The 19,357-nt window shown below is 50.6% G+C and carries 16 protein-coding genes; 7 read left to right on the top strand and 9 right to left on the bottom strand.

Going from position 1 to position 19,357, the window contains the following annotated elements:
• Window positions 1-6: 6 nt before the first annotated feature.
• Window positions 7-1,404, top strand: a complete 1,398-nt coding sequence (locus ACKF11_RS11650) for a PhoH family protein (RefSeq protein ID WP_309566194.1) — start codon at window positions 7-9, stop codon at window positions 1,402-1,404.
• Between the two features lie 89 nt (window positions 1,405-1,493).
• Window positions 1,494-2,675 (top strand): lysophospholipid transporter LplT, encoded by a 1,182-nt coding sequence (lplT, locus tag ACKF11_RS11645; RefSeq protein ID WP_407997190.1) that lies wholly within the window; start codon window positions 1,494-1,496, stop codon window positions 2,673-2,675.
• An 86-nt stretch (window positions 2,676-2,761) separates the two neighbouring features.
• Here lplT and ACKF11_RS11640 read toward each other — a convergent pair whose 3' ends face one another.
• The 4 genes from ACKF11_RS11640 to ACKF11_RS11625 form a co-directional block, all read right to left on the bottom strand.
• Complete coding sequence (locus ACKF11_RS11640; protein WP_407997189.1) at window positions 2,762-4,096, bottom strand: NAD(P)/FAD-dependent oxidoreductase; 1,335 nt, start codon at window positions 4,094-4,096, stop codon at window positions 2,762-2,764.
• Window positions 4,097-4,344: 248 nt separating this feature from the next.
• Entirely contained in the window at window positions 4,345-4,899 is a 555-nt protein-coding gene (locus ACKF11_RS11635; protein WP_407997188.1) for a c-type cytochrome, read from the bottom strand.
• An 89-nt stretch (window positions 4,900-4,988) separates the two neighbouring features.
• Complete coding sequence (locus ACKF11_RS11630) at window positions 4,989-5,906, bottom strand: substrate-binding domain-containing protein (RefSeq protein WP_309566190.1); 918 nt, start codon at window positions 5,904-5,906, stop codon at window positions 4,989-4,991.
• 135 nt (window positions 5,907-6,041) lie between these two features.
• The gene (locus ACKF11_RS11625; protein ID WP_407997323.1) at window positions 6,042-7,919 is read right to left on the bottom strand and encodes a methanol/ethanol family PQQ-dependent dehydrogenase; all 1,878 of its coding nucleotides are present in this window, start codon (window positions 7,917-7,919) and stop codon (window positions 6,042-6,044) included.
• 271 nt (window positions 7,920-8,190) lie between these two features.
• Between ACKF11_RS11625 and pip the strand changes: the two genes are divergently transcribed.
• Window positions 8,191-9,144 (top strand): prolyl aminopeptidase, encoded by a 954-nt coding sequence (gene pip, locus ACKF11_RS11620; protein ID WP_407997187.1) that lies wholly within the window; start codon window positions 8,191-8,193, stop codon window positions 9,142-9,144.
• Window positions 9,145-9,166: 22 nt separating this feature from the next.
• Window positions 9,167-10,453 (top strand): YhjD/YihY/BrkB family envelope integrity protein, encoded by a 1,287-nt coding sequence (locus ACKF11_RS11615; RefSeq protein ID WP_407997186.1) that lies wholly within the window; start codon window positions 9,167-9,169, stop codon window positions 10,451-10,453.
• A 6-nt stretch (window positions 10,454-10,459) separates the two neighbouring features.
• On the opposite strand, the gene ACKF11_RS11610 is transcribed toward ACKF11_RS11615, so the two are convergent.
• The 4 genes from ACKF11_RS11610 to ACKF11_RS11595 all read right to left on the bottom strand — a co-directional run bounded on the left by ACKF11_RS11610 (window position 10,460) and on the right by ACKF11_RS11595 (window position 15,758).
• Complete coding sequence (locus tag ACKF11_RS11610; protein WP_407997185.1) at window positions 10,460-11,143, bottom strand: Fe2+-dependent dioxygenase; 684 nt, start codon at window positions 11,141-11,143, stop codon at window positions 10,460-10,462.
• 100 nt (window positions 11,144-11,243) lie between these two features.
• Entirely contained in the window at window positions 11,244-13,190 is a 1,947-nt protein-coding gene (locus tag ACKF11_RS11605) for a TonB-dependent receptor (RefSeq protein ID WP_407997184.1), read from the bottom strand.
• Window positions 13,187-13,552: a hypothetical protein gene (locus ACKF11_RS11600; protein ID WP_407997183.1), complete on the bottom strand. Its 366-nt coding sequence runs from the start codon at window positions 13,550-13,552 to the stop codon at window positions 13,187-13,189. The genes ACKF11_RS11605 and ACKF11_RS11600 overlap by 4 nt, the downstream gene beginning before the upstream one ends.
• A gap of 40 nt (window positions 13,553-13,592) precedes the next feature.
• Window positions 13,593-15,758 (bottom strand): TonB-dependent receptor, encoded by a 2,166-nt coding sequence (locus tag ACKF11_RS11595; protein WP_407997182.1) that lies wholly within the window; start codon window positions 15,756-15,758, stop codon window positions 13,593-13,595.
• A gap of 223 nt (window positions 15,759-15,981) precedes the next feature.
• Between ACKF11_RS11595 and trhO the strand changes: the two genes are divergently transcribed.
• Window positions 15,982-16,953, top strand: coding sequence for an oxygen-dependent tRNA uridine(34) hydroxylase TrhO (gene trhO / locus ACKF11_RS11590; RefSeq protein ID WP_407997181.1), 972 nt, complete (start codon window positions 15,982-15,984; stop codon window positions 16,951-16,953).
• A gap of 65 nt (window positions 16,954-17,018) precedes the next feature.
• On the opposite strand, the gene ACKF11_RS11585 is transcribed toward trhO, so the two are convergent.
• Window positions 17,019-17,369 (bottom strand): hypothetical protein, encoded by a 351-nt coding sequence (locus ACKF11_RS11585; protein WP_407997180.1) that lies wholly within the window; start codon window positions 17,367-17,369, stop codon window positions 17,019-17,021.
• 142 nt (window positions 17,370-17,511) lie between these two features.
• Here ACKF11_RS11585 and nhaR point away from each other — a divergent pair, with 142 nt between their 5' ends.
• Both nhaR and ACKF11_RS11575 read left to right on the top strand, forming a co-directional pair.
• Window positions 17,512-18,411 (top strand): transcriptional activator NhaR, encoded by a 900-nt coding sequence (gene nhaR / locus ACKF11_RS11580; RefSeq protein ID WP_309566180.1) that lies wholly within the window; start codon window positions 17,512-17,514, stop codon window positions 18,409-18,411.
• Between the two features lie 198 nt (window positions 18,412-18,609).
• Entirely contained in the window at window positions 18,610-19,095 is a 486-nt protein-coding gene (locus tag ACKF11_RS11575) for a GlcG/HbpS family heme-binding protein (protein WP_407997179.1), read from the top strand.
• Window positions 19,096-19,357: the final 262 nt, after the last annotated feature.

Below are 19,357 nucleotides of genomic sequence, written 5' to 3'. Positions count from 1 at the left end.
CGCCAGATGATCAGAAAGCGCACAGCAAGCACCAAACTGTTTGTACTTGACACCAATGTACTCATGCACGACCCGTCAAGCCTGTTCCGCTTCGAGGAACATGATATTTACCTTCCCATGGTCACGCTGGAAGAGCTGGATAACAACAAGAAGGGGATGACAGAGGTTGCACGCAATGCGCGCCAGGCAAGCCGTAACCTGGAAGAGATTGTGGGAACCAACCTGGCGGACCTGGAAAAAGGCTGTCCGCTCTCCATTAATGGCAATAAGCACGTCAGCGGCAAGCTGTTCCTGCAAACCGAGGCAGTGACAACGGAACTGCCCATGCTGGCCGGCAGCAAGGCGGACAACCAGATACTGAGCGTAGTGCTCAGCCTGCAGACATCGCAGCCGAGCCGGGAAGTGGTGCTCGTCAGCAAGGATATCAATATCCGCATCAAGGCACGCGCGATTGGCGTGGCTGCTGAAGATTATTTCAATGACAAGGTGCTGGAAGACACCGACCTGCTCTACACCGGCATGAAGGAGCTTCCGGCAGACTTCTGGGACAAGCACAGCAAGGCCATGGAATCCTGGCAGGATGCCGGCAGGATGTTCTATCGCATCACCGGGCCGCTCTGCAAGAGCTTTCTCATCAATGAATTCATCTATTACGAATTCGAGAAGCCCTTTCACGCGATCGTACGTTCGATTGAAGGCAATACTGCCGTATTGGAAGTGGTCAAGGACTATACCCAGTCCAAACACAACATCTGGGGCATCACGGCCCGCAACCGCGAGCAGAACTTCGCACTCAACCTGCTGATGGACCCGGAAGTGGACTTCGTCACGCTGCTGGGCCAGGCCGGTACTGGCAAAACCCTGCTGACGCTGGCCTCTGCGCTGACCCAGACACTGGACAAAAAAATTTACAGCGAAATCATCATGACCCGCGTCACCGTTCCCGTCGGCGAGGACATCGGTTTCCTGCCCGGCACGGAAGAGGAAAAAATGGCCCCGTGGATGGGAGCATTGGAAGACAACCTGGATGTGCTCAACAAATCTGACGAGGATGCGGGGGAATGGGGCCGCGCGGCCACCCAGGACCTGATCCGCACCCGCATCAAGGTAAAATCATTGAACTTCATGCGAGGGCGCACTTTCCTACATAAGTTCCTGATCATCGATGAAGCCCAGAATCTGACTCCAAAACAGATGAAAACCCTCATTACGCGTGCAGGACCCGGGACTAAAGTCGTTTGTTTAGGTAATATTGCGCAAATTGACACGCCTTATCTCACTGAAGGCAGCTCCGGCCTGACCTATGTGGTCGATCGCTTCAAAGGCTGGGAGCATAACGGGCACGTTACCCTGGTTCGCGGCGAGCGATCCAGGTTGGCAGATTTTGCAGCAGATATATTGTAATAATCGGCCACTACTATGACTCAATCTGGCATAGCCAGTCACAATGACAGGATAAATGCACCTTCTTATCAGGGTGTAATAAAGCAGCGATGAACTGGGGTTTTTATATCATACTGCTGGCGCAGTTCTTATCCGCGCTAGCTGACAATGCATTGCTGTTCACCGCAATTGCGCTCCTGAGAGACATGGAGGCCCCTAGCTGGCACGACCCACTGTTGCAATGGTTCTTTGTCATCTCCTACATCATCCTCGCCCCTTTCGTCGGCGCGTTTGCCGACGCTTTTCCCAAGGGCCGGGTGATGTTTGTCTCCAATGCCATCAAGTTTATCGGCAGCATGGCCATGGTGCTTGGCATGCCACCCTTGTATGCCTATGGCATAGTCGGCATAGGGGCAGCCGCCTACTCGCCCGCCAAGTACGGCATTCTGACGGAATACCTGCCGCCATCCATGCTGGTGAAAGCCAATGGCTGGATGGAGGGTTCCACCGTCATGGCCATTGTGTTGGGAACCGTGCTCGGCGCCATCCTGCCCAGTATCAATATCCAGGTTGCCATGATCGTGATCACGGTGCTTTATCTCTCGGCAGCCATCTTCAATATCTACATCCCCAAGGTGCCGGTGGACCACAAGCCTCCCAAGAAAACGCCTACCTTTCTCATCAAGGATTTCTGGCAAGCGACCAAGACGTTATGGAAGGATGCGCAAGGCCAGGTCTCCCTGGCGGTCACCACCTTGTTCTGGGGGGTCGCAGCCACGTTGCGTTTCGTCGTCCTGGCCTGGGCCGGCTTTGCCTTGAATTTCACCCAGGAGCAATCCACCTATCTCATGGTGGTCGTCGCTATCGGCATTGCATTTGGCTCCATCGCTGCTGCACGCATGATCAAGCTTGAACATTCAGTCCGCGTGCTCCCCGTGGGTATTGCGGTAGGGCTGCTGGTCATTGGGATGGCATTTGTAAGCAACTGGATCGTTGCCTGCATCCTGCTGCTCATGATCGGCGCCTTGAGCGGCTACCTCGTCGTGCCATTGAATGCATTGCTGCAGCATCGCGGCCATTTATTAATCGGTGCAGGCCATTCCATTGCGGTGCAGAACTTCAATGAAAACCTCGGCATTGCCGCCTTGATCAGCCTTTATACCTTGATGATCAAGGCAGACATCCACATCAATTTCATTATTGTGGTCTTTGGCCTATTTGTCAGCCTGAGCATGGGTGGAATATACAAGCTATTTCAAGCGCAGAACGCGGTGCAGCACAAATCGGAATAGCCCTCCCGCAACCATGTCGCCTCAATCAATAAAAAGCCCGGACAAGTATCCGGGCTTTTTATTGATTAGATACCGCTAGAGAGGCATTAATGCAGCTTAACCCGGGCCTCTGTCCTGCGCGTAATCAGGCGCGCCAGTATCTGGAGCACCACGGCGAAGAACCCATGCAGCGCCATTAAGTGCATTTGATATAAAGACTGATACATCAGGCGTGCAAACAAACCTTCGATATACATGCTGCCACCCGCAATCGCACCCATCAGGCTGCCTACTGTAGAGTAGCGCCCAAGATTGACCAATGAACCGTAATCCCGGTAGGTGTACTCAGGCAGGTTGTCTTTGCCTGCCACACGGGCTTTCACTGTCTTCACCAGCATGGAGGCCTGCTGGTGAGCAGACTGGGCGCGCGGGGGCACGTTCTCGTCATGTCCGGGCCATGGGCAAGCCGCGCAGTCACCGAAAGCAAAGACATTTTCATCCAGCGTGGTTTGCAGCGTGCGCTTGACCACCAGTTGATTGATGCGGTTCACTTCGAGGCCATCCAGTTCACGGAGGAAGTCGGGCGCCTTAATGCCTGCCGCCCACACTACCAGCGCTGAAGGAATGAAACGGCCGCTATGGGTATATACCCCTTTATCCGTCACTTCGGTAACCCGCTCCCCTACGTAAACGTGCACACGCAGCTTGCGCAGCTCAACGTCCACCGCCATTGACAGCTTGGGCGGCAGCGCCGGCAATACGCGGTCGCTCGCCTCAATAATGGAAATCTTGATATCGCGATCGGGGTCAATCCTATCCAGGCCAAATGCAGCCACTTCACGGGTGGTATTGTGCAGTTCCGCAGCAAGCTCGACCCCTGTGGCGCCAGCCCCGACAATAACCACTTCCAGTTGCCCAGCCTGTACTGGTTCAGCCTGGGTTTGTGCACGAATCAAAGCATTGGTTAATTGCTTATGGAAACGTTCAGCCTGGTTTTGCGTATCCAGCGCGATAGAATGCTCGCGTGCGCCGGAAATACCGAAGTCATTGGTGGTACTGCCAACCGCAATGATTAAGGTATCGTACTTGAAAGTACGCCGGGGGATGACTTCCACACCTTCATCAAAATAAGGGGCGACATATACCTCTTTCTTGGTTCGATCCAAGCCGTCCATGCGCCCAAGTCGGAAGTGAAAGTGATGCCAGTGCGCCTGGGCAATGTACTCAAGCTCATGCTTGTCCGGATTCATGCTGCCTGCGGCGATTTCATGCAGCAATGGCTTCCAGACATGGGTGCGGGTGCAATCGATCAGGGTGATATGCGCTTTTTTCTTGCGTCCCAGACTTCTGCCCAGGCGCGTAGCTAGCTCCAGTCCACCCGCCCCACCACCGACGATCACGACACGGTGCAAATCTGAATTTGTTTGCGTTTCCAATTGCATAACTTCACTTTCCAGGACTAATCAATATAAATCCGTACATCTCACGGCAAGCATAGCGTTGCTATATCACAACCACCCCTCAATGACCATGGTAGCTGGCTTGCACAAAAAGGAATGCTTTGATTTTACCTCTAAAGGCCGGGCTTCGCGCATAAAAAAACGGTCATTGAATAAACAATGACCGTCTTTTCTTTATAGAGAAGGATCAGCGAGTGCTGGATCGCACCCGCGCCACTCATACTATTTCATTATTGTGGCTTTTCGTTCAACCATGGCTTGTCGCCGCCGCCCTTGTATTGGCTACGCAGGAAAGCGACGATCTTCAAGATTTCGTCAGTTGAAACCAGGTCTGGGTTGCCAGACACTTGCTTGTGCCAAGTTGCCATACCGCCATTGGTACCACCTGCAATGGTTTCAAACAAACCCTTGTCGGTAATATGCTTGGAGTATTGCCAACGGTCGTCGGTAATCGAAACTGCCACCTGGCCGTCGCCATTTGGACCATGGCAAGTCGTGCAGGAATAAAGACCGAACTTCTTCTTACCTTGCTTGGCCTTCTCTGGATCGGCTGCATAAATCTTAGTGTAAGGATTGACACAAGTTTCCAGGAACTGCTTGGCTTCTGGGGTATCATCATCAGCCACCTTGATATTCAGAGGGCTATTGTCCTTGGTGGACACCAGGTTGCAGGCAGCACTCGCCTGCATTGGCATCGCCAATCCTGCCAGCGCCAGCACAGAGGCTGCCAAGGTTGCTTTGATCACTCCATGATTCAACATACTTTCTCCTTGCTTTTTGAACATTAAACTTCGACTACTTATTAAGAACTAACGAGTCTGCACTTCAATTAACGTGTCAGACTATGAATAGTTGACCCAGTTCATGAAAAATACTATTCAAATTTGGGAATTACATCACCCTTGTTTTTAGATTTTTTCTCGATGTCGTCGCCCTCGACCACTGGCACGTGAGGAATGCCGTACTCATCAAGGATCTTGATGATGTCGTCATGACGGCGGTCCAGCACTTCCTGCAACATCGCCAGGCGCTCCTTGTCGCGCTTACGCACGCCTAGCGAAATATTCCAATATTCCTTGCCATGGATATTCTCTTGTTCATATTCCGGGGCAGGAACCACAACCAAGGGAATAGGGGCCTTTTTGGCGTAATAGCCGGCGATGGGGCCCCAAAGGATAGCGACATCAATTTCACCCTTGACCAGGTCGTCAATCACAAAACTGGGCGGCAAATTGAGGTCGCGCTGGATACGGTATGGACGGGAGTTGCCGAGCAAGCCCTTGTCGTTGAGCGGCCGGGAGGGCGGCGTCTGCCCTACCACGCCGATAATGCCTTTATGCAGGTCCGGGGAATCCCAGTCCTTGATGTCATACCCGCTATCCTTGCGGTAAACGAATACGTAGCCTGAACGGTAATAAGGCTTGGATGTCGCCATCATGTCATTACCGGCGACCGTGCCGATAATCACATCACACCGACGTGCATTCAATGTATTACGGATGAACCCCATACGGTCATACCAGAATTGGTAGGTCAGGGTCTTGCCAAGATCCTTGGCAATCAATTCGGCAATCTTGTTCTCAAAACCTTCCTGCTTGCCGTTTGAGTAGGGTAAGTTGTCATAGTCCGCGCAGACCTTCAATTCATTTGGATTGTCTTCACGTACCGGGAGGCCACCGCGCCCCACTTCGGTGTCAACTTCCAATGCATTGCCAGCACCGCCTGCCATCGCAACCTGGCTCACGCCGGACAACACGAGTACTAATGAAACCTTCTTCAGCGTTTTTAACATTACTTACTTCCTTCTGCGTTGATAAGCCTGCTAACTAATTGCCTATCAAAGATAAAAAGCACCCTGTCCTAAGACAGGGTGCTTGGGAGCAACTAACCTAATGTCAGCTTTGAATCTTCTGCATTAATCAGACGATTACAGGCTGAACACGTTCAGTGCACCGCCGCCAGGAGCAGCGTTGTACTTGGTCAGTTCTTTGTAGCCACCAGCAGCGCCCAGCGCATCGGTGTCGTTGTCAAGGCCAAGGTTCATCGCAACGCCAGCCCAACCGCCGATACCGGACAGTACGCCAACGTATTGCTTACCCTTGTGGGTGTATGTGAAAGCGTTACCGATCACACCGGAACCAACTTGGAACTTCCAGAGTTCCTTACCGGATTGTGCGTCAACAGCCTTGAACCAACGGTCCAGGGTGCCGTAGAACACCAGGTCGGAAGCAGTTGTCAGAGCGCCACCCCAAGCAGAGAACTTCTCCTTGTTGTACCACTTGCTCTTGTTGGTCATTGGGTCATAAGCAGCAAAGCCGCCCATTACGCCGTCAGGACCAGCGAACATGGTCAAAGTAGCACCAACCCATGGTTGACCGGCGATGTACTTGGACTCAACTGGCTCGTATGTCATACAAACGTGGTTAAGTGGGGAGTACATCAAGCCAGTACGTGGGGAGTAAGCAGCAGGCTGTTGGTCCTTGGTACCCAGCGCAGCAGGGCAGATACCCTTAGCGTTGTAGTCTTGGTGAGTAGAGTACTTACCATCCTTCTGAGGAACACCGCTCTTCAGATCAACACCAGTAGCCCAGTTAACAAACGGGTGTACTTTTTCAGCTGCAATGATGCTGCCGGTATGTGCATCAAAGGTATAAGCGAAACCGTTGCGGTCATGGTGCCAAGCGTAAGTCTTGCCGCCCTTGTCGAACAGGATCACTTCATTGATGCCGTCATAGTCCCACTCATCGTGAGGAGTCATTTGATAACCCCACTTAGCGATACCAGTATCTACATCGCGAGCGAAAATAGTCATGGACCACTTGTTGTCACCAGGACGTACGTCTGGGTTCCAAACGGATGGGTTACCAGTACCGTAGTAAACCAGGTTGGTTCTGTGGTCATATGGCCACCAGCCCCATGTGGAACCACCACCGTGCTGCCAACCATCCTTAACAGCTTGCGGCTTGAGCCAGGTCTTAACACCCAGGTCCTTTTCAGGGAACTTCAGCTTTTCCTTGGGCAGAGCCTTGAAAGAGCCGCCTTCCTTGTTACCGCCGTTTACGTCTTCATATACGGACAGTGAGCTGTAGTGAGGATTGTCCTTGTTGAAATCCTTGCCGATCAGCACTTCGCTGTCAGGACCTGTGCTGTATGCCTTCCATACCAGCGCGCCATCCTTCAGGCTGTAAGCAGCCAGGAAGCAGCGAACACCGAACTCAGCACCGGAACAACCAGTCAGGACCTTGTCCTTGATGACGTGAGGAGCGTTGGTGTTGGTAGCGCCAACCTTAGGATCGTTTACCTTAACGTCCCAAACCTTTGCACCAGTCTTCGCATCCAGAGCAACCAACACGCCGTCGTTCTGTTGCAGGAAGATCTTGCCGTCGCCGTAACCCAGACCGCGGCTTACGTTATCGCAGCAGAGAACAGCTTGCACGGAAGGATCTTGCTTAGGGAAGTAAGCCCAGACAATCTTTTGATTGTCGTTCAGATCAAGTGCGTAAACGTTGTTAGGGAATGCTGTATGCACATACATCATGTTGCCCACAACAACAGGAGAGCCTTCGTGACCACGGTTTACACCGGTTGCGAATTGCCAAGCTGCCTTAACGTTCTTGACGTTGCTCTTGTTGATTTGGTTCAGGGTGCTGTAACCCTGATTATTATGTTGACCGCGTGGATGTGCCCAGTTGTTAGGATCCTTCATTGCGGCTTCTTGGTCAGCAGCTGCAGATGCAACCATAGGCAAAGCCATAGCCATGCCAAATGCCACACCAAGCGCCAGCTTGATTTTGCTCATCTCCATTTTTATAAATCTCCATAGTGATACTACTAAGGGTTTAACAAGACCCAGCCCCACATATACCACCTCCCATTTATAATTACGGGTTGTTGCAGCATCTTTGAGACTTTGCCTTTTACTCACTTTAAAGCGAGTAGACTGCATCTTAGTGCAGGAAAAAATGTTTTGCAATACTTCATTTACATTTTACTTACAATTAAATAATTCCTAAACTTGGTGAGACAATTTCCCATATATAGAAAAATAATCTCCTTCACAGACGAGACCTCCATTCATGACTCACGCGCTTTTCCCGGACATTCAACCTTATCAGCAAGGCATGCTGGCCGTCTCAGGCCTGCATTCCATTTATTACGAGCAATCGGGGAATCCTGCCGGCCAGCCCGTGGTGTTCCTGCACGGCGGCCCCGGCAGCGGGTGCAACCCAGGCCAGCGCCGTTATTTCGACCCAGCCCATTACCGCATCATCCTGTTGGACCAACGCGGCTGCGGGCGCAGCACCCCGCAAGGAGAGGTTGAGGAGAATACGATCGACCACCTAGTGGCCGACCTGGACGCGCTGCGCCAGCACCTGGCCATTGACCGTTGGCTGGTATTCGGCGGCTCATGGGGCAGCACCCTGGCGCTGAACTACGCCTTGGCATATCCGCAACATATCACCGGGCTCATTCTCCGCGGCATTTTCCTCAGTCGCCCAAGCGAGTTGGATTGGTTCCTGCACGACGTACAGCACTTCTTCCCGGAAGCCTGGCAGCAATTGCTATCCTACTTGCCAGCAGCTGAGCAGCATGATCCCTTGAGCGCATTCGCGAAGCGCGTGTTTTCAGATGAGCCATCCATCAGTGAGCCAGCCGCCATTCATTGGAACGCTTTCGAAGCCAGCATCATGACCTTATTGCCTAGCACCACCACTAGTGAGCAAGGCATCAACGGCAAAATCGAGCTGGCGCGCGCCCGGGTGCAAATTCACTACATCAAGAACCAGTGCTTTGTGGGAGAACGTAATTTATTGGCAGAGGCAGCCGCCAGGTTGCAACAGATCCCGACCGTCATCGTGCAAGGCCGCTACGACATGGTATGCCCGCCATTGACCGCGCACGAGCTCCACAACGCCATGCCGCATGCGGAACTTCACATGATTCCCGACGCAGGCCATTCAGGCATGGAAGCCGGCACCAGGAGCGCCCTGATTGCCGCCACAGAGAAATTCAAGCAAGCTCTAGGCTGAGCAAGGCAACAGGAGCGGTTTTTTGGCACTCAACATTTCCAAGGTCAAACACCTGGGCAGCCATCCGGCATTGCATAAGTCGCGCCGCGCTTACGCACGCCAGCGTTACAGCACGCCGTTCTTCGTGTTGCGTGAAACGCTGATCAGCTTTCAAGTTCACAACGGGTTTGGCATTTCCGCATCGCTGTCGTTTTACGCCATGTTTGCCTTGATCCCGCTGATCGTGCTCATGTTTTTCCTGTTGAGCCATCTCGTGGTGTCATCCAACTATGCCACCGTCAAGCTGGCGATCATCGTCAGCAACCTGGTGCCCAACCTCAGCAACCGCATCATGGTGGAAGTCTATAACGCATCACAGCATAAGGCCGCCTGGGGCGTTTTCGGTTTCATCGCCATGTTCTGGCTGGCCGTGCCATTGGCAGGCGCCTTGCGCTCGGCCTTCTACACCATCGCCGGCATCCAGGAAAAGCCTTCGTTCCTGCGGCGCCAGATCAAGGATATCCTGGGCGTGCTTGGCATATTGTTGATGTTCTTCCTGTTTACCATCCTGGGGCTGGGGATAGAAAAAGTGATCAACATCCTGGAACCGCATACCGCCTACTCCAAATACATCAACTCGGCCACCTCCATCGCACTCACCACATTATTGACCGCGATCTTCTACCGCGTTTATTTCCCAGTACGGCTGCGTCTATCTCATATCATGATCGGCGCCGTTGTGACCGCCCTGCTGTGGCTTGCCATGCGTCCGGCCTTCAGCTTGTTCTTGTCTGTGAACCCTGCTTATGGCGCAGTATTTGGCGGCATGAAGAACCTCTTCATCTCGATTGCCTGGCTTTACTACACTTTTGTGGTATTCATGCTCGGCACCACGCTGATCTCCACGCTGCGCAAAAAAGATGTGCTATTGCTGCGGGGGCTGTTCGATCAGATGCCGGAGGACAAGACAGCTTACTTGGACGAATTGATGGAGCGTTATGGCAAGACATTCCAGCGCGGCGACTATATTTTTAGAGTCAATGATAACTGCCATGACCTTTATTACCTTGTCTCAGGCCAGATCAAGCTCATGCTGGGAGAAAAATTGCTGCGTGAACTCAACAGCGGCGATTATTTTGGCGAAATGGCGTTCTTGACCCAAACGCCTAGGGTTGCAGATGCGATCGTGATTTCCAAGGAAGCCGGGGTCGTCGTCGTCAACTCAGAGAATATCGAAACGCTGCTGCAAGGCGAGCCGCAAATCGCCATGAACTTCCTGCGCCAGATAGCGACGCGACTGCAGCACAGCCATATAAACGGCTCGGCTTAAGCCGCCCTAGCTATCCGCCCACATCCGCAATAGATTGTGATAGACGCCGGTCAGGCGGATCACCTCGGGATCCTTGCCGCCGCGCTCGGCCCCAATCGCCTGGATGCTGCTGTCCAGCTGGAACAGCAAAGTACGCTGCGCATCGTCGCGGATCATGCTCTGCATCCAGAAAAACGATGAAACCCGGGCTCCGCGCGTGACAGGCGTCACGTGATGCAAACTGCTGGAAGGGTAAAGCACCATATGTCCTGCTGGCAGCTTCACCTCCTGGGTGCCGAACGTATCTTCAATCGTCAGCACCCCACCGTCATAATCCTCAGGCTCAGAGAAAAATAAAGTGGCGGAAAGGTCGCTGCGGATGCGGAAATTGGTGCCGCGCAATTGGCGGATCGCATTATCCACATGCGTGCCAAACGCTTGCCCGCCCTCATATCGGTTGAACAGAGGCGGAAACACTTTCAGAGGCAAAGCTGCCGAGATGAACAAAGGGCTCATGCCCAATGCATCCTGGATCAAATCCCCGACTTGGCGCGCCACGGGCGAACCTTCCGGCAGCTGCATATTATTCTTGGCCAAAGCGGATTGGCTGCCTGAAGTGACATTACCATCCACCCATTCCGCCGCATCCATCAATTGCCGGCACTGTGCCACCTGATCCTTGGTCAATACCTCTGGAATTTCAATCAACATTTCATCTTTCCATCCAACCAACAAGCAAAAAACCCTATAGAGAGTTCGACTCTCCATAGGGCCAGAGTAAGAGATATATCGAACTGAACTTATATCATATTTAGAACTTGAAGTTCAGAGACAAGAATGCAAATCTTCCAGCAGCCACTGTAGCCAGACCGCCATGAGACGAGCCTGAATTGCTGAAGTAGCGCTTGTCTGTCAAGTTCTGAATATTCAACTGCAAGTTGATACGCTCATCGAATTTATAGGTGGCCATCGCATCCAAGCGCACATAAGACGGAACCTTGAGTGTATTGGCCGTATTCACATACATCTCGTCCGTATAGAACGCGCCGCCGCCTACAGTCAACTGCGGCAGCAACTCATAAGTGGTCCATAAGCTGGCGCTGTTTCGCGCAACGGTTGGCAATGGCTTACCTTTACCTAACAGCCCTGATGCATTAGTAGCTGTTTTCACCTGCTCGCTGTCCAAATAGGTATAGCCAGCAAACACATTCCACTTGTCTGTCAACCGGCCTGCGGCCCCGAGCTCCAAGCCTTGCACCCTGGTTTCACCAATATTGTCCAGAAGCCCTGTATCGACATTGGTAACCCGGCTATCTGTACGCCTGATGTGGAAAACAGCCGCATTCAGCGCCAACCCATCCAATACATCCCACTTGGTACCGACTTCAAGGCTCTTAATCCGCTCAGGGTCGAGATCCTGCGTATTCACTGCGATATCCGACCCATTATCAGGGCCGACAACGCCATTGCTGATCCCCATAGGCACTGTCGAGGTGGCATAGGTAGCGTAGATATTGCCGTTAGGCCGCACCTTGTACACCAAACCCAACTGATAATTGAAAGATCCATTATCGGACTCTCCTACGCTTTCGACGCCAGCCACAATATTGACATGCCTTCTGGCTTCGAATTTGTCATAGCGTACGCCTGCATTCAACAACCATTGGTCATTGAACTCGATCGTATCAAAGGCAAAAATGGATCGATTGAAACTGGTGCTTCTATTATTTGCCTCATGGTCCGGGAAAGTCACCGTTGCCACGCCAGCAGGCGCAGTATTGTCTGGATTCGTGGCATCCACATTCGGATTTGCCCCAGCCACTTCAACATTGCGATATTGATATGTCACATCCCGGCTGATGGTCACTCCCACATTCATTGTGTGCTTAACCTCAGCGGTATTGAAGCCAAATGACACATCTGTCGTATTGGCGATAGTAGTCGTTTCCACTTTTCGCGCATGGTTAGTACGAGACAGCAACGGGAAAGTCGTCACCCTTGGCGAACTCATAACATACTCATTATCCGATTTCCCATACCGGCTGATATTCCGTAAGGTTACGTCATTATCGAAAGTATGCTTCAGTTCGAGAGTACCGATATCTGTGGTCGTCTCTTGATAATCCCGATTGGTATAGCCAAAGAAATGGTCTTTGCTGACATGAATAGGCTCGCCGTTCATGAATGGAAAACCGCGATCAGGAATATCATCCGTCTCCATATGGTACCAACTTACCGTGGCAGTGGTAGGCCCGTTCAAACCCAGCGTCAAAGATGGCATGAAACCCCAACGCTTCACATCCACACCGTCACGCCCCGGAGTATCGGCGTCATGTGTCATCCCCACCAGCCGTATAGCCGCATCGTCGCCCAGCATGTAGTTGCCATCGAACGTCACCCGACGATAGCTATCCGTACCGATACCGATAGTGCCCGATGTAAAGCTGTCCGCCTTGGCTTTCTTGGTGATGATATTGATGCTACCCCCGGCAGACCCTTGTCCGTCAAATGCACCTCCAGGCCCTTTGATCACTTCCACACGCTCGATTGCAAATACTTCGCGGTTTTGCGTTGCCAAATCCCGGAAACCATCGACAAATATGGAGGATTGCGCATCATACCCACGTATAAATGGGCGATCGGACATGGCGCCACCCGAACCGCCTTCACCAACCCCGAATGTGATGCCAGGCGTTGTACGCAAGGCATCCTGCAATGTGAGGGAGCCGCTATCCTTGATCACATCCTCAGTAATCACACTGATTGTTTTGGGGTATCTTGCAGCGAAGATGTAAACTTCTGATTCTCAGACCGTTCTACCTTGTATTTATTTTCCTTATGTACCTGAACAGTCGTTTCAGGCAAGGTCGTTACCTCTTCGTCCGCAGCCATTGCAACCATTGGCGTGGCAAACAACAACGCCACTGCGGTAGCGACTGGCTTCATTGCCAACTCAATGTTCTGATTAAGATTTTTTTGCACAGTTTCCCTTTCATTTCCCTGACAAACATTTGGGAAACGGAATATAAATAATAAACATTCACATTTCAGCACACATTCTGAAGGGGAACTGTAACGCTGAATTTTCTTTACATTGCCCGAGAAATGAAAATACCCCATAGAGTCAAACTCTATGGGGTATTGATTTTGCTAGAAAAATCTAGAATTTGAAGTTTAGCGACACGAATGCCAAGCGACCAGGAGCCACGGTGGCAAAGTGACGTGTGTAAGTCTGATTGAAGTAACGCTTATCAGTCAGGTTTTGGAGATTAAGCTGCAAACTAATGCGATCATCAATCTTATAATTTGCCATGGCATCCCAACGGACATAAGAAGGCACATAGAGCATGTTACCCGGATCGGCATAGACCTTGTCCACATAGAATGCGCCACCGCCAACAGTCAACTGAGGCAACACTTTATAGGTTGTCCAAACACTGGCACTATTCTTTGCAACACCAGGCATGTCCTTGCCCTTATTTAGGGTTGACCCCAGATCCCGATGATTACCTAAAGCATTGCCGGTCTTGGATTGCTCGCTATTCAAGTGCGTATATCCAGCAAATACATCCCACTTGTCAGTGATCTTGCCAGCGGCACCGAATTCAACACCTTTAACATCAAACTCACCAGCATTAGCATAACCACCGTCTGCCATCAGCACTCGTGCATTAGACTTTTGAGTGTAGAAAGCTGCTGCGGTCAGTGACAGGCCTTCCAGTACATCCCATTTTGTACCCACCTCAAAATTCTTGGTACGCTCAGGGTTCAAGTCACTAGCCACATTGGTATAGCCATTTTCATGGTTCCCATCGCCGTTTGACAAGCCAATGGGCGTGGTTGAGGTTCCATAGGAAGCATAGATACTGCCATTAGGCTGCACCTTATAGACAACGCCTAACTGATAATTCCAGAAGTTATGATCCGCTTTGGCTGTACTATTTTTCACCTCGAAACGATCATAACGAACACCAGCATTCACCAACCATTTTTCATTCAGCTCAATGCTGTCAAACACATATGCTGACTTGCTACGGCTAGTCCAGGTATTTGTCGGATCTGCACTGAAGGCAACAGAACCAGGCCAAATATCATTAGCATCAGGATTCAAGAAGTTACCGTTGGGGCCTCCGTTCTGGTTAGCCCCGGTGCCTCCAGAAAATGTGGCTGAGTAAATATCTGTTTCTTCTCGGCTGATTTCAAAACCGGTATTGACAGTATGCTTAATAGACCCTGTATGGAATGCAATCGACAAATCAGTCAAATTTACTAAAGATGTCGTTTTTGTTTTGCGTCCTTGACCTTCCCTTGGCGCAATATTATTGGCTTGGTTAGCAGCACTTGGCAAAGAGCGGGTTACCACATACTCATTTTTTGTTTCCCCATAACGCAATGTGTTGCGCAATGTCACATCATCGCTAAAGGCATGCTTAAGCTCAAATGTACCAATATCCGCATTGGTTTCATGATAGTCACGGTTCTTCAAACCATAAAAGTTATCCTTACTTACACCAACAGGGCGACTCTTAGTGTTGCCGGAGTTGTCCCGATATGGCAAACCACGATCCGGCATATCATCCGTTTCAAAGTGATACCAGCTGAGAGTGGCAGAAGTAGGGCCATTTAAACCTAAAGTCAAAGACGGCATAAAACCCCAGCGCTTGACGTCTACATCATCGCGGCCTGGAGTATTTGCATCATGGAACACACCGACCAGACGGATAGCCGCATCATCACCGATCATATAGTTGCCATCAAAAGTAGCACGGCGATATTGATCGGTACCGAAACCGACAGAACCAGAAGTAAAATTGCCAGCCTTCGCACGCTTGGTAACGACATTGATACTGCCGCCAGCAGAGCCGCGGCCATCAAATGCACCACTTGGTCCCTTGAGCACTTCCAATTGTTCAATCGCGAAAACTTCACGTTGCTGCGAACCAATATCACGCAGACCATCCACGAAAATGGCACTCTGTGCATCAAAACCGCGAATAAATGGGCGATCACCAATCGGACCGCCACCCTCGCCAGTACCAAAGGTAATACCAGGTGCTGTACGCAACGCTTCTTGGAATGTATTGGAACCAGTGTCTTTGATCACATCTTCCGTAATGATAGTGACTGACTTCGGAGTATCCTTCAGCGGCGCTGTAAATTTCTGATTTGCAGACTTCTCCACCTTATAAGGATTTTCTTTTTTTGATTGCACTTGAAGCTCTGGCAGAACGCCAGCTTCTTCAGCTGCAACTGCAGAGCCAGTGAAGGCCAACGCAATGGCAGCAAAAATTGGCTTCAAGGCCGGATCGTGTTTTGTATTTTGCACAATTTTCCCTTTACAACGTTTTACATAAATTCACAGAGATGGAATATAAATAATAAACATTCTCAATTCAAGTAAAATTTGTATATCGTTGTATATTCGCAACATAATAACCATATGAAATCTATGGAAATTTAATTAAAATAGCGCGTGTTAGTGCATTTATGCTCAACTGCAGAATGCCTTTTAACCCATTGATTTGTTATATTTTCGTGAGAAATTTGTCGTGCATCATATTGTCGTTGCTGCTTTATATAAGTTTGTTAGCTTGCCTGACTATCAGGAGATTCAACCGGGCCTGCTGGCCTTGTGTAACGCCCAGGGCATCAAGGGTACCTTGCTGTTGGCGGAAGAAGGCATTAACGGCACAGTGGCTGGCAGCCGGGAAGCCATTGATGCCTTGCTCGCTTACCTGCGCCAGGATCCGCGATTCGCGGATATCGACCATAAAGAGTCCTTCACTGACGAAATGCCGTTCTATCGCATGAAAGTGCGGTTGAAAAAGGAAATAGTGACCTTGGGGGTGCCGGGCATCGACCCCAACAAGAAAGTAGGAACTTACGTCAAACCGGAGGACTGGAATGCTCTGATTTCCGACCCGGATGTCATTGTGGTCGACACGCGCAATGATTATGAATACGAAATTGGCACGTTCAAAGGCGCTATCGACCCGGCTACCACGACTTTCCGCCAGTTTCCCGATTATGTCCGCAACAACCTTGATCCGGCAAAAAACAAGAAAGTCGCCATGTTCTGCACTGGGGGCATTCGCTGCGAGAAAGCCAGTTCATATATGTTGGAACAGGGATTTGAAGAGGTCTACCACTTGCAAGGCGGCATTCTGAAGTACTTGGAAACTGTTCCAAAGGAAGAAAGCCTATGGGAAGGGGAATGCTTTGTATTTGACCAGCGGGTGGCAGTGAGACATGGCTTGGAGGTGGGAGATTATGACCAATGCTTTGCATGTCGCCATCCCATCTCTGCCGCAGATATGGCATCGCCGAAATATGTGAAAGGCATTTCCTGTCCTCGTTGCTATGACAAACTGTCAGCTGAGAAACGCGCCAGCATTGAAGAGAGACAAAGGCAAATTGAAATTGCGCGCCAGCGCGGTGAAGAACACATAGGCGACAATGCGCGCAAATACTCGGCCATTCACAAACAATCGAAAGTTAAAAAAACACCCCCGGAAGCCTAGCTCTAGGGGTGATTCCCAGGCATCTGCAAATGCCTGGGAGGGTGCGATGTTGCGTAATGTGAGGTTTAGTTTACCCCTACATACCGCTTGACCTTGAAGTGATGCTTAGGATGCGCCACATACACAAACTTCTTCCCGGCATTGCGATCTGCACTCACCCCGCTCGTATCGATACGGTTCAGATTGAAGTGATGCCTGAAATGAGGACGATTGTTGCGGGACTGCACCACATCCTTATGTGTAATCACCGCTTCGGACTCCGCCACCCGCGCATCGGTAGCCAGGCGGCTGGGATTAATCGTCGCCGCGGCCAGCACCTGCTGATCGAACAGGGCTGCGTTATGTTCCTCTGCCTGGGCAAAAGAAGCCCAGGAAGCAACAAGTGCCAAACTAGCGATAGCAACTGTCTTTTTCATGATGATCTCCAATGAGTTGATTGATATTTTTTCTTACCATGGTGCACATCCTACTAGACGAAGATCACAAGAAAAACATACTATTCTCTGATTAATTATTCGGGAAATTCGAAGTGTCGAGATTTGCCACCAAGGAGACATCATGAACTATAAGCAACTCAGTTATTTCTGGGCTGTCGCCAAAGCTGGCAGCCTGGTCAAGGCCAGTGAGCAATTAGGTGTGACTCCACAAACCCTCAGTGGGCAAATTTCGCTACTTGAAGCCGACCTGAACGTCACATTGTTCAAGCGGGCCGGGCGCGGCCTGGAACTCACGGATGCAGGACGTCTTGCACTGCCTTACGCCGAACGCATTTTCGAAATAGGCAGCATGCTGGAGGAAACCCTGCATCATCAACCCAAAAAACGTCCTAGGGTTTTCAACGTAGGTATTGCAGAATTCGTCCCCAAATCCATTGCCTATCACCTACTTTCGGCGGCCATGGAATTAGAAGACCCGATTCGCATCGTGTGTCGGGAGGACAACTTCGAAACGCTTCTCGCACAACTGGCGATTCATAAACTGGACATCGTGCTGGCAGACCGCCCCATGCCGAGCGAAGTCAACATCACCGGCATTAGCCGTAAGCTCGGGGAAAGTGGCACCTCTTTTTTTGCCACCGCAGAACTGGCCATGAAATATCCTGGCCAGTTCCCGGAACGCCTGCATCGCGCGCCCATGCTGGTCATGGGAGAGGATAGCCTATTACAAGGGCAAATCATGCGTTGGCTGAACGAGCAACATATTACCCCCAACATTGTCGGAGAGTTTGATGATAGTGCACTGATGAAAGCCTTCGGCACTGCTGGAGCGGGTTTCTTTACCGTCTCATCCGTCATCGCGCATGAAATTGAACAGGAGTATGACGTCATCAAAATTGCCGACACCGACGAATTTACCCAGCATTTCTATGCAATCTCCGTCCCCAAGCGGGCAACTCACCCTGCCGTGGTAGCAGTAAACGAATCAGCGGATAAATTATTTTTGTTTAATAAGACTTAAAATCTACGCAGAAACAGCACCCCAAGATAATGTTTTAAAACTAACACTCTGTTGGTTTCCCATTAATAAGTGATTCTTACTGAACATCCACTCAAACGCTTCCATATAAGAAAACTTTAAAAACAGCCAATTAAAACACTCTTTCCACTTGGCATATCAATTGCAGGTCTAGGTGCTTTCATAAAAAAGACCTCAATAATGACTCATATTTTCCGTTCGACTATCGTTGCTGCAATCTTTGCTTCCTATTCTAGCTTCGGCTTGGCGGCTGATATCATCGGTTACGGCGCTCCCATCACGAGTGATCAGGCCAAAAAAGCCGCTACAGCGGCGATTGCAGATGCAAAGAAAAATAACTTGGCGGTAGTAGTCGCAGTAGTGGATAGCAGCGGCAGCTTGTCCTATCTAGAGAAAATCGACGGCACCCAGATTTCCAGCGTGGAAACCGCCATCGGCAAAGCTCGCACCGCTAACAATTTCAAACGCCCAACCAAAGCGCTGGACGATGTAGTAGCCGGTGGCCGGGTCGCCCTGCTCAACCTGCCAAATATTTTGCCGCTACAAGGCGGCTTGCCAATTATCCTTGATGGGAAAATCGTAGGCGCCATTGGAGTAAGCGGCGCCACCTCTCAACAAGATGAGCAAGCGGCCGCCGCAGGCTTGGCAGCCATTGGGGCCAAATAAAACCTCCAACAAAAAAAAGCACACTGAATACACTTCCTTTTGTATTCAGTGTGCTAACTATAAAGATAGATATCAATCAAATTATCAAACTTAGGAAGTGAGCTGCTGCACTCGCCAATCAGCCATCTTACTGGTCACCAACGGATTATGAGTAAATGCCGCACTCGACCTTTAGGCTCCATCATTATTCAAAATCATGATGTTGGCAATCAAAAACCATCATGACACATCTTTAAATTTCTTTGTGGTTGACACTTTGTTG

The sequence above is a fragment of the Methylobacillus draconifructus genome (genome assembly GCF_045984385.1).
GTDB classification, from domain to species: domain Bacteria; phylum Pseudomonadota; class Gammaproteobacteria; order Burkholderiales; family Methylophilaceae; genus Methylobacillus; species Methylobacillus flagellatus_A.
Note: the sequence above shows the minus strand (reverse complement) of the source record. Positions and strands in the feature narration are given on the sequence as shown.